The following is a 12,726-nucleotide window of genomic DNA, read 5'->3' as shown; positions in this document are numbered from 1 at the left end:
CAAAAACCACAAGCATCGAAAAGTAACACCGAAAATCAATATCTTTATCAGAACCAGCCATAAATCTTAAGATCCAACATGAAGAAAACTGATTTATTAAACCTTGCAATCCGAATAATCGGCATTATACTTTTCTTGTACAGTATCAATTCCATCAAGGAACTATTATTCTATTTTGCTCTTCCAATCAATAGTATCGCAGTGGATGAGTGCGTTTCCTTTATAGGAGTCCTATTATTCACGATAATCATCCAGTGGATCTTAGCTGCCCTATTAATGTTCAAATCTGATTCAATAACCAATCTACTAATCAAAAACAGAGATGATCATACACAAGAATTCTCCCCGCCCTACACGCAGAAAGATATGTTAAGATCCGCTTTAGTAATCATAGGCATCACCGTAATTGTTCTCCATCTTCCAGATTTCATTATCAATACCGTCAAGTACATAAGATTAGTGCAGGCCAACGATCCAAGCAAAAGCTTCGACCTTACAAATGTGGAGACCAGTGCCTTAAAGATTATCTTGGCCTATGCCATGATTTACTTTTCTAGCCAGATCAGCACTTATTTTTACCAGACGAACAAAGATTAGTAAAGCAATTTATTAAAATTTTGCTCTTCACACAGAGCAAAATGATGATCACAATCCATCGCTACCCCAGAATAACCATTCTCTTTTTAGCAACCAGTGATCACTTGTTTAAGAAAGGAGGTGCTAGCACCTCCTTTCTTATTGAATAAATTTATAAAACCCCTAACTGCTTCATCGATGCTACTGGAGTCGCAGCACGATAACCCGCCAACATATGATGATTAATACGGCCAATAGTGGCATTCCACCAGTCCGAATAATCTACCGTATTGCCGGCAGCATTTCTTACCTTCAGGCTTCCCTGATCCGAACCATCAGCCCCGATCAACCGGATACGATAATCGATCCGTGCTGTTCCAGCAGAAATCTCAACCGTTTTGTTTACAGGGAGGGGCTCCCATCCAGTGGCTTCACCAAAAGCTACCGGTTTACCTACATTCGCCCAATCACTCTTCTGTCCTGTGGCATTGTCTACAGTGTATTGAAACTGATATTGCAACTTCAAGGTAGTAGGCTCTCCGGCCTTCTCATAAAGAAAATTAGAAAACTTTACCCAGGCTGTACTTCCTGTAAACTCGGTCGTCACCGAAGGATAAGGAGTTTCATTCTTGATAAACACCGGAGGCTTTGTAAAATCATGGATCACGACAACATATTTACCTGCCGGCAGTTCAAAATCTTGGTCATAGGCCAATGTTAAATTGGTGATAGCCCCTCTATGTAGCTTTAAATTTACTTTACCCGGTTTGGCTACAAAAAACTTACCAACGGCCCCACTGGGTATGAAATTATAAGCTGACAATGGCGTAGTTTCATTTGTCAAAAGCTCATTATTCAATTCAACTTTATTGATGTTATTTGCAGTACCAGTAGTCACCGGAACCATATAAAAAAGTTGAAATTGTGCTGTGGTCTCCTCATCAACTTTCACAGTATCATATTCGACAACATGTTTTTCACAACTCGTCACAAAGAGGGAAAAGACCAAAGTTATTAATAGTATATTTAGATTTTTCATTGCTCAATAGTTTTAAATAAAACATCTTTTGTCATACAAGAGTTCTTACTTAGGCATATCACCAGGGTAAGCAAACCATGGAATGGACGTATGATAATTGTCTGCTGTGCCCGCGATAGGCTTGAGACTTTCTAATGCAGGAAGATTCCACATATACTCCGAATTATATCGCGGCCTCAGTCTATAACTTGGCGAACCGTCATTTCGGATATCATAGCGTCCCTTCCTATTTTCTACCTGAGCAGGAGACAAATAAAGACCTTTATACACTTTATTAGGATCAGTATCCCATTTTTGCTCCAATAAAGCTTGGATCCAGCCATTCCCATTACTTGGATACTCACCTGTATAGTCAATATCGTAATGGTATTTACGCATATCTACCCACGCCTCGGCTGCACCCCAAGGATATAATGCAACCCACTTTTGCATCATAATATGAGACAACGTAAGCTCCGACAGGCCACCGACAAAGGGTCCGTTTACATATTGAACTCCCAGTGTATTGAACAGCTCTTTGGTGATTTTATCCCCCCCTGTAGGACTTCCTTCTTTACCGGGATAGATATAACGAGCTGTTGTTTTCAAATCCGCATCCACACCTTTTTTAAAAGCTTCGAAAGCATCTGTCTTGCGTCCTACTTTCCAATATGCCTCAGCAAGACAAAATTGAACCTCCGCATAAGTTGTCAGAATGTACGGTACATCATCCCGATATATCCAACGACCAATACCATCATGCTCTGTGCCGCTATAAGCCGATGCAATGTTACGTCCATAGTAAGACGGAGCTTGTCCTATAGGACCTACTTTTCCTGTACCAGTACCTCCATAGTATTTATATGCTTTAATACTATCCTCATTATTGAGATTATTATACGTAGGGTTACTCGTTGTTCCCAACTTGACCGTACTCCGGAACTGTACCTGTTAGTACCTGAACAGCGTATTCATGCTGAAAATAATTATAGGTTAGATTTCCACGGGACGTACCCCAGAAATTATTATAGCCAGAATAAGGCGCGCTCTGAGAGCCAGCGTCAATCTTCACCGTAGCATCATCATCAGGACTTTGAAAGGACTTAGCTGCAGCATCAATCAACTCCTGTGCATACTTATCTTTAAAATCTTTCTTATTACTCAGTGAAGCCAGATTCCGGACGATTACCGCATTAGCAAATTTAATCCATTTAGACTTATCCCCAGCGTAGATATAATCATTTTTACTAATCTTATTTCCATAATTATGATTATCCTCCCGTTCCAACAGTTCAATTGCTGTGCGAGCCCAAGCCCTTACTTGATCATATACCTCATCTTGGTAATCATAGCTATGCGTCAACATATTCGGAACAAAGGCGTCTTTCAATGGCAACTCTCCATGCAATTTGGTCAAAGCATCCCAGCTAAAGGCCTTTATTGCGTAGCCGATACCAGCTAATGTCCAGTCCTCGGCTTCCACAGATTGATTAATCAGATTCTCCAAATTCATTCCTTGGGTCCAGTATACCGATCTCCAAACCTCTCCTCCGGCATCATTTCCCAATGCATAAGAGTGATTCGCAAAATTTGTATATAAAGTTACTGTTGTACCCATCATCTGTGTCATAGGTGCAACTGCCCGATAATCCCAGTATATTCCCTGATACTGTTGTGTAATATTAGCTAAATATAAATATCCATCTGCATAATCTGGCGCATCGATATTCTTATTAACGTCTAAATATTTTTTGCAGCTCCCCGTCATCAAAAAAAACGGCATGAGCATATAAATAAATCCCTTTTTCATGTTTGCCTAATTTACTTTAGTTTAAGGTTAAACTCAATCCCACTGAAAATCCCCGAGGATTAGGTATAGACCAAAGATCATAGCCTTCTCCACCAGTTCCCCCTGCTGCTGCTGATACCGTATTACCAACAGCATCAATACCCGAATAATTTGTCCAGGTAAACAAATCATTACCAACAAAATAAACATCCATCGCTGAGATAATTCTGCTTTTGCTCAAAACCTTCTTAGGTATTCGATAAGAAAGGCGTAACTCTTGCATACGGACATAATTCACATTTTTCTCTAACCAGTCTTCATCACCCCCCAAGAAAATAGTAGCACCATAGGTATTGAAATCAGCAGCAATATTATTACGCGTAGGATTCTCTGTATTCTCATTTCCATCCCTCAAAACACCATTAAAAACGTAAGAACCACTTTCTCTGAGATTTACAGACTCCCAACTTGTACCATTGGTCATCATCGTCCGTTTCGTACCATTGATTACTGTAGCACCAAAACGACCAGCAAACAAACCAGAGAGGCGAATATCTTTATAGGTCAACGATGTCGTAATGCCAAACCGTACCTTCGGCTCTCGATCGCCAATAACCGACCAAGTATCTTTTGTAATTGGAAGACCTGTACCCGGACTGATCAGCACATCTCCTTTATCATTTCTCTCATAAGCACGGCCAGTTAATGTTGTAATAGGCTCTCCAACCATAATACCATTTCGCACATTCCCGGAAATCCATGTATAAGGGTTATAATACTCTGTGACATTATCTGGAAGATAAAGAACCTTAGACTTTCCTTGTGAAGCATTGACCCCTAAATTCCACGTCAAACCATTTGGTTTCTTAATAATATCTCCATCGATATGCCCTTCCCATCCCCAGGTTTTAAACGACCCTACATTCATTGTATTCAATACGAATCCTGTTGCATAACTCAGACGAAACCCCTTAACGATCTGATCCGCATTTCTTGTACCGAAATAAGTAAAACTAGCATTCACTCTATTATTGAACATCCTTAAATCTATACCTCCCTCGTGGGCAGTCGTCATCTCGGGTTTCAGATTAGGGTTTGGCCCTGTATATCCATAAAGAAAACCTCCTCCAGACAATTCGCTATTCTCAAGCTGTGGCTCAATCTCTAACGGACCAGCATCTTTACCTACACGCGCCACAGAACCTCTTAACTTCAAGTAGTTAATCGCAGGGATAGCCTTCATAAATTCTAAATCTGACAAAATAAAGGAGCCTTCAATTGCTGGATAAAAATACCTATTATTATGAACTGGCAAGGTAGAAGACCAGTCATTACGACCTCTGAGAGTAATGAAGGCAATATTATCATATCCAAATTCCATCTGGGCAGAAAGCGCCTGTATACGCCGTTTGGTATTCCGCTGTGTCCCTGTCTGTGTAAGCGGATTTGTATTATTTATAGATTGAAAGTCAGGCACGGTAAAATCTGTACCATTCATTGCCGAACGTGTCACCCCGTTCTCCATCTGATGATAACCTACCTGCCCAGAGAACGAAAGTTTTTCGTTCAAAAACTTGTTGTTATATCCTGCAAGAATGTTGATTGTAGGGTCTGAAAAATTGGATTGTACTAAATTATATTGGCCAGTTCCTAGATTTTTATTATAGTAATAGGGGTGTGTAGAGGTCTCAAAGGTCTGCATACCCACATCCCAACCTACCTGTGCACGAAGGAACATATTCTGGATAGGTGTTAAATTCATAGCAATATTACTCAAAAACCGATCCGACTTATCATAGAACTTGTTCCTGTACATCGCAAAAAGTGGGTTCAAAAGATCTTCGTCGACATAATAATCCGGCTTTCTCATATGGCTTCCGTCGGCCGCTAGATAGTTGCTCATATCATCAACGACAGGCCATAACATCGCTCTATACAGAGGACCGTCGGTACCCCTCAAAACCTTATCGTTCCCCATCTTGGTATATTGCATAGATCCCTCAAACTTAAGCCAAGGAGTCACAGCAGCCTGCCCAGCCAAACTCAAACTGGTTCTATCATATCCAGTAGTTTTCAACACTCCATCCTGATTCAGCTGAGAAAAACTAGCACGTATAGTCGCCTTTTCTGTACCAGCATCAACAGAAATATTGTGCCTTTGCTGTGTACCCGTCTGCAGTATCGAACCGATATTGTCATACAGTTTCATACCGTCTGGATACAGTCCACCAAACCGTGCCGTATTATAGTAATTGGTCGTGCCATAATTACCATTGGCATATTTGGTCTGCATATCTGGATAGCCATACGCTTTATCCCATTTAAAATAGTTTCCATAAGTAACCGTTCCTTTCCCTGCTTTACCTTTCTTTGTAGTGATAATAATTGCTCCGTTAGACGCATCAGATCCATACAAAGCGGCTGCCGCCGCTCCTTTTAAAACAGTAATAGACTCTATATCTTCTGGATTAAAGTCACTGCCTCGAGACGCAAAGTCCAGGTTATTGACGGAGTAGGTGTCTACTCCACCACCCGCCATTCCACTCAAAGGATCAAACGTAGAATTATTCATTGGTACGCCATCCACAACATACAGCGGTTGGTTATTGCCCGATATCGAGGTAATATTCCTCAATATAACAGTTGAAGAAGAACCAGGCGAACCTCCTGTTGAGGTTACATTAAGCCCTGGTACACGTCCGGCCAATGCAGAAATAAAATTTTCTCTTCCCGACTCACTTATTGTCGCACCGTCAATCTGTTGCACAGAGGAACCTATAGCACGACCAACGCGTTTCATTCCAAACTCTGCCGTCACCATTACCTCTTCAATATCACCGGATCCTTCCTCAAGCCTGACGGACAAAGAACTGGAAGACACAACCACCTGCTTAGATTGATATCCGACAGAACTAAAACGTAACGTAGAACCTATAGGTGCCTGAATAGAATAACTCCCATCTGGCCCAGATTTTGTTGCTACCGTTCCGCCAACAATGGCAATTGTGGCCCCTGCAATAGGACCTGCTGGCCCTGAAACGCGCCCCTTAACCGTTTGTTGGAGAACGGTGTTGGTAAAACTGGATCCCTCTAGAAGAAGTAACGGTTTTCCGATCATTCGGCTTGGCGTTCCATAAGAAAATTGAGGTGAAATAGCTAATGCCACTCCTACCACAGAAAATAACATCGATTTCCTCATGATTGGTTTCTTTTTAATAAATGGTTAAACATCATAACTTGCTTTATTACAAATCTCGTTATGAAATAAAGACGAACTCCTTTATGCTTCGCTATTACTAAACATATTTATTTAGGTTAGAAAATAATCTAAACAGGAATTAATCATCCCTTCATAAACTTATTGATTTTAGGTGTATAAATTAATCAGCCAAATATGTTTGCACTACCGACACACATATCATCATAATTTGGTTACAACAATTATAGCGATTAATATTCTATAATCTTGCATTTTATTTAACAAAATAAAATAAAAGTTGCAATATAACGCACAAACAACACCAATCAATCGGTTGAATTACGTTTTTAAACTTGTAAAAAGCAGCAAAAACAAGCATTCCGACACAATACCGCACACCACATCAAATCAATGTACTTTGTAACAAAATATATCCTGATATGTTGTCAATTAGCCTTTTTAGTATAAAAAAAGGTGTTCCTCACAAGGAACACCTTTCATATTAACTCATTTTAGCAACAGTACTAATTCATTCGCATAGCAGGAACTGACTTAGGCTTGCTCAAGTATTTGGCATATCCAATCTTATATGCTTCGATCTCGGTTTTGAACTGTTGTATCAACAATTCCTTAGCATCCTTGGAGCCTTCGATATGAACACGCCAATTGAGCTCCGAGCTTGCATCTCCCTTTTCCTTGGTAAATAAAGCAAACTGAGCAGACTTAATTCCCTTGGGCAAAGAGCTGTCTTTCAGCTTGAATACCAGAAAGCGATGTTGGTCCTCGACCTGACTCAGTAATTCTTCTCGCTTGCTACCATCTTTGAAAGTCACCTCACGTAGAATAGGCATGATATCGTCTTTGTTGATGATGGATAGTACCAATCCATTGGAAAGCTTTTCTACCAAGCTGTAATCTTTCATTGCAGCCCACAGGACGTCACGTTCTACTGGGACCTCCATTTTTTCATCAATCGCCCACTGTACCTGCTGTGCTGCCGCCATCTGGGCATAACTAGACTTAGTAGCGATCCCTACTAAGACACAGCATAATAATAAGACCTTCTTCATGATGTTATTTGTCTAAAAGCTTCGCAACCTCTTTCTCCAAAGCCTCGCCACGAAGATTCTTAGCAACGATCTTTCCATTAGCATCCAACAGATAATTCATCGGAATGGCAGTAATATTATAATATTGCGCAGCTTCATTCTTCCATCCTTTCAAGTCAGAAACCTGAGCCCATGGCATTTTATCATCTTTAACTGCCTGAATCCACCTATCCTTCTTATCATCCAAAGAGATTGCAAATACATCAAATCCTTTGTTTTTGTATTTGTCATACACTTTTAATACATGAGGATTCTCTGCCCGACATGGACCACACCACGATGCCCAAAAATCTACCAATACATATTTTTTGCCTTTTAGGTAATCATAAAGGTTAATGTTTTTACCATTAGGATCCGGCTGTGTGATATTAATAAACTTAGCCCCGTCTTCTGTTTTCTTTGCAGCAGCAATAGCTTTGTCGATATTCTCTTTCACTTCTTTAGCTTCTGTTAACCAAGGGTATTTTTCTATCAATGGATTGACATACTCTAGAATGAAATCCTGATCTCTACGTGGACTCACGTAGCCTAATGCATATACCACCTGGGGGTCATTTTTGAAAGCCTTGACAAATACTTTAGCTGTAGCACTGTTTCTAGAAAACTGATCCATGACCAAATCCTGCAAATTTTTCGTCAGCGCAGTATCTTTAATCTGCATCGCCATATATTGTGATTTACCTGCAGCAATAGAAGTTTGATAATTCTGGTGTGTCTCCCAATTCAACATGTTGATCAGTTGATTGTCTTTACCTTCGGATTCAATAAAAATATAGGGAGGATTTTTAATTACAATTTTTGCTGTATCCATTCCTCGAAAATCAATCTTTAGGTCATCATTACCCGCCCAAAATGTAATACGATCCCAACCAAATACATCCAAGGAGTACAAGCGTGGTGTCTTAGCAGGGACCTTAATCTCGTACGTGCTATCTGCCTTCAATTGAATCGTTTGGAATACTTCTGCATCCTTCATCGGTTTATCCTTCAAGGTAAACGGATACTTCTCCTGATGTTCTTTAGCTGGAGGGAAATTGACCTTACCTTTTACTGTAATATAATCACGTGTCTGTGCAAATAAACTTGTTGCCATCAACAGACCCGCTGTTACACTTAAAATTATTCTTCTCATCTTATATAATTATAAATATTTAAAATTTCACCTTGAATATTTCTTCGAGTTTCTTCTCCATTTCTCCTCCCCCTTTGGGATCAAAACCGATCTCTTTCATAATGATCTTGCCAGACGGGTCAATGAGATAGCAAGTAGGAACTGCACTGACGTTAAATAGTGCACTCGAAATCTTACTGTCGTCGTATAGCTGAGGCCAAGGATTCGACTCTTCGCCTACCGCCTTCAGCCAAGCCTGCTTATTTTGGTCAATAGAAACATTCACAATCTCAAAGCTCTTCCCTTGCAACTTGCTATACACTTCTCGAACACGAGGAAAGGAAGCTCTACACGGCGAACACCACGACGCCCAGAAATCTAGCAGCACGTATTTACCTTTGAACTGTTCAAAAGATTGTGCCTTACCATGCTGATCAGGTAATTGAAAATCTTTAACTACAGCGCCTATGTAGGCATTCCTAAGACCTTGTATCCTTGCATACAAAGATTGTGCATCATCACCAGCTTTGACACGTTCTGACAATCGATTATAATATGCTTCTAAGCGATCGACAGGTAAACTAGAAGCTTGAGACAGGATAAAAACAGGTGATACCATAGCGTCTGCTTTGACGAAAATATTTAATAGAGAATCATTAAGACGCACCATCAACTCATCTTTAAAGCTCGTAGCTTCGTCAAAATGAGCGCTTTCTTTTTTTAGAGCATCTTCTCCATATTTTGCCTTAGCAGCACTAAAAGCAGCCATAAAAATCTTTGATTTTTCCTGGTTGTAGTTATAATATGCTGCTGCCGATTCCAATCCTTTTACTTTTCCCGATGATAAGCCTTTCACCACATCAAATTCAACTTCGACAGTACCAGACTGATCATAAAAAACAACCAAAGGAGAGTACATTCTTCTTTTGGCCCGGTCGTATTCTATAGAAATTGACCGAGAACCAACACCTTGATCTTCAAACTCCACTTCAAAGCGGCCATCTTTAATCACTGCCGAATCTGTTGCCATCCGATTGGCTATGTACACTTTATTGTGCCCTTCAGTATCTCCTGTTACATGGCCTATCACTTTGATCTTGACCTGTCCAAAAGCCAATTGTGCTGCCAATAGACCTACCGCTGTATAAATTATTCTCATCATATAATTATTTGTTATTATTCTTTCCAAGCCTTACGTACAGGAGAACGATCCATCACCAGACGCATCCGATCCACCTGTCCTTGCGTAAAGCAGTTCCGCAACGAAGGATACCGAATATCATCCATCGCATTGTTTGCCAAAAACTTATCTCCATCAAGTCCAACTTTCAACAATGTCTTAAATGAGTTGTCACTGGTATTATACTTCCGGGTGTCATATACGAAATCATTGACTACAGTAGTTCTAAAGACACCATAATATGTACCTAGATAGGATGCTAATTCCACCTCTTTTTCCATGCCTGGAATAAAAACATTGCGGTGGACACCTAAACCATATGTGGTATAAAAATCGTTCTGAGGCACTTCGGATTCTGAAACGACTATTTTATCGACACCTCCCAAAGGAGTCTCACCAGCGCCGACTATCTGATAATTTGCCCTGTTATTCCCTAAAGAACTATTAGCAGTCATAGGTAAAACATAAATATTTAAATACTTTGATTTGTCCCATTGATAGCTAGAAGTCGTGTTAATCCTATTGGTGAAATCGGACAGACTAAAAAAAGAACTAGCCCTCCAAGTTGAATTATACACAATATTATTATAGCCAGGACGTGGCAGTATCGCGCCACTTGGGGAGTACTTAGCCAATCTAAACTCAATTTGTGCATTACCGCCATTAGGATCCTTGCCCATTGCATTCGAAAACACCGCATTAGCATAAGTTATTCCCCCCTCTAGATGTTTCTGTTGAATCAGCTGATAGGTAAGTGGATCGTACGTGGCATCTGTCGTTGCGAGATCAAAGACATGAAAAACCACATCAACATAACGCTTTACCGGAAGAGGAGTTGGCTCTTTAAGCTGCACCGATTTCACTTCAGATTTATATCCTCCTAACTCAGCATAAATATCAAGCTTCGGATTACTCATATCTTTAGTCCCATATTCCATCCCGTCTACCAGTTGACCATTCACAAAAATCTTCAACGCAGCAGACGGAAGCTTCCGATAATCCACAAACATCATAGTATCTTTCTCTCCACCAGTCTCTGATTTAATCCTAACCTTCCTAAACAGCTCGACCACGAACTGTAATTTAGCTTGACCGTTGGCTATTAAAGTGGGACTCCCTGTTGAAAAATATAGTGAATCAATATCCGATCCCGTAGGAGAATACAGTTCATAATTAAAGGACTCTTTATTACATCCTTGTAAAAGGATCAATCCAATAAAAAACAAAAAAAACTTTTTCATTATCGTATTTCGATTAGATTAAAAAATGATTGGATTCCAGCCCTCATTAGGCACGATATCTGGATTTTCCTGAAGCTCTGCTAAAGGAATTGGCAAGGCATAATGGTAATCATTGGCTGACACCTTAACGTCAAAATTCTTATCAAAAAACCTCAAATTTCTAGAGATATTTCCAATTTTGTAACGTTTCAAATCTATCCATCGTTTGTCCGTATCCGTAAAAAATTCTTTACGACGTTCGTTAATAATTTCATTTAATAAATTCTCTCCGGTCAAATTGTTTTTAACCGTCGCTCCTCGAAAACCTTTAAATTTATTCAGTGTATTTAAAGCCTCTCCTTCTTCATTATTCCTGAAGTAGGCTTCCGCAAGAATCAAATAAGCTTCCTCCGGTGTAAATAAGTGTACGCGTACGTACTTAGCTCCATATGCTGCTCCATCTGGCCAGGCTGAAGACAACGTATTATTAACAAAATATGCCTCTTTACGAAAATCATTATTATCAAATAAAGCCAACAAATCTGAAGCTACAATAAGGTTAGCGGGCGCAAACCCCATGTAATCCCAGGGTGATCCAAAAAAGCCCGCAATACCACCATAATTACGGCCTTGCATATAGATTGCTGGATATTGTGTATCCAAATTCTGTTGTACACTTTGAAAGGCTGCTAGGGTGCTAGGAATCCGTTCATCCACCCCGGCAATAGCTCCTTTCGCATATTGAATAGCACTTTGATAATCATCTGGTGCTTTAGAAGCGGTTTCAGCCTTAAACCAATACACCTGAGCCAATAGATTCTGGATAAAACGTTCATTGAAAAACCGAGAGTATCCTTCTTTGGCTCCAACTGAATGAAAGTATTCCAGCGATTTTTTCAAATCTTCAATAATCACAGTATATACTTCAGAGGATTTCTTACGTTTCATCTCTACACCGATCACCTCTTTGCCACTATGCAGATACAGAGGGATACCCATGCTTTCATCATCCATTGGAGCAAAATATTGTTGTAACTTGAAAACATAATATGCTCGGTGTACCAACATCTCTCCTTTCACACGTAGTAACTCATTCGGATCCGCTATTACCAATTCATCGCTCTGATCGATCAATGCATTGAGAAAACCAATTGTTTCATAATACTTATTCCAAATAGCATCTACAGTCTCTATATTGTTAAACAGTAGATTATTCGCGTAAAACTTTTCGTTTTTATTGTTATTCTGCGGATTCACATATTGTCCCATATTAGCTTTGAAGTCGAAATTATCCGAATAAGCTTCAAACATCATGTTCTGATCTTCCGTGACAATAGGATATGGACCTACAATTGGTTGTGTGTTCGACTTAGCAAAGGCATCAAGGTACCCAGCAAGTACCGACTTCAGATCACTTAAGGTCGTGACTGCCCGCTGATTTTTTGGAGGTAGGTCCAAAAATTCTTTACACCCCTGGAGCAATACCCCTCCAATCAATATATAAAATAAAAATAGCTTCTTCAT

At 39.9% G+C, this 12,726-nt stretch carries 10 protein-coding genes; 1 reads left to right on the top strand and 9 read right to left on the bottom strand.

What is annotated here, in order from left to right; all coding sequences use genetic code 11:
• Positions 1-78: 78 nt before the first annotated feature.
• Positions 79-597, top strand: a complete 519-nt coding sequence (locus M472_RS29470; RefSeq protein ID WP_021069468.1) for a hypothetical protein — start codon at positions 79-81, stop codon at positions 595-597.
• 151 nt (positions 598-748) lie between these two features.
• On the opposite strand, the gene M472_RS29465 is transcribed toward M472_RS29470, so the two are convergent.
• The 9 genes from M472_RS29465 to M472_RS29435 all read right to left on the bottom strand — a co-directional run bounded on the left by M472_RS29465 (position 749) and on the right by M472_RS29435 (position 12,726).
• Positions 749-1,615 (bottom strand): hypothetical protein, encoded by an 867-nt coding sequence (locus M472_RS29465; RefSeq protein WP_021069467.1) that lies wholly within the window; start codon positions 1,613-1,615, stop codon positions 749-751.
• A gap of 45 nt (positions 1,616-1,660) precedes the next feature.
• On the bottom strand, positions 1,661-2,518 hold the full coding sequence (locus M472_RS45600; protein WP_021069466.1) for a SusD/RagB family nutrient-binding outer membrane lipoprotein: 858 nt from the start codon (positions 2,516-2,518) through the stop codon (positions 1,661-1,663).
• A complete protein-coding gene (locus tag M472_RS45595) occupies positions 2,502-3,404 on the bottom strand; it encodes a SusD/RagB family nutrient-binding outer membrane lipoprotein (RefSeq protein WP_021069465.1) in 903 nt (300 codons plus the stop codon). The genes M472_RS45600 and M472_RS45595 overlap by 17 nt, the downstream gene beginning before the upstream one ends.
• Positions 3,405-3,420: 16 nt before the next feature.
• On the bottom strand, positions 3,421-6,582 hold the full coding sequence (locus M472_RS29455; protein WP_031301480.1) for a SusC/RagA family TonB-linked outer membrane protein: 3,162 nt from the start codon (positions 6,580-6,582) through the stop codon (positions 3,421-3,423).
• Between the two features lie 524 nt (positions 6,583-7,106).
• The gene (locus tag M472_RS29450; protein WP_144062661.1) at positions 7,107-7,652 is read right to left on the bottom strand and encodes an SRPBCC family protein; all 546 of its coding nucleotides are present in this window, start codon (positions 7,650-7,652) and stop codon (positions 7,107-7,109) included.
• Positions 7,653-7,656: 4 nt separating this feature from the next.
• Complete coding sequence (locus M472_RS44425; RefSeq protein WP_022829290.1) at positions 7,657-8,823, bottom strand: TlpA family protein disulfide reductase; 1,167 nt, start codon at positions 8,821-8,823, stop codon at positions 7,657-7,659.
• 19 nt (positions 8,824-8,842) lie between these two features.
• Positions 8,843-9,964: a TlpA family protein disulfide reductase gene (locus tag M472_RS44420; protein ID WP_081643112.1), complete on the bottom strand. Its 1,122-nt coding sequence runs from the start codon at positions 9,962-9,964 to the stop codon at positions 8,843-8,845.
• Between the two features lie 14 nt (positions 9,965-9,978).
• On the bottom strand, positions 9,979-11,223 hold the full coding sequence (locus M472_RS29440; protein WP_021069460.1) for a zinc metalloprotease: 1,245 nt from the start codon (positions 11,221-11,223) through the stop codon (positions 9,979-9,981).
• A gap of 18 nt (positions 11,224-11,241) precedes the next feature.
• Positions 11,242-12,726, bottom strand: coding sequence for a RagB/SusD family nutrient uptake outer membrane protein (locus M472_RS29435; RefSeq protein ID WP_021069459.1), 1,485 nt, complete (start codon positions 12,724-12,726; stop codon positions 11,242-11,244).

The sequence above is a fragment of the Sphingobacterium paucimobilis HER1398 genome, assembly GCF_000416985.1.
Lineage (GTDB): Bacteria > Bacteroidota > Bacteroidia > Sphingobacteriales > Sphingobacteriaceae > Sphingobacterium > Sphingobacterium paucimobilis.
The sequence above is the reverse complement of the archived record's forward strand: the minus strand, read 5'-3'. Positions and strand labels throughout refer to the sequence as shown.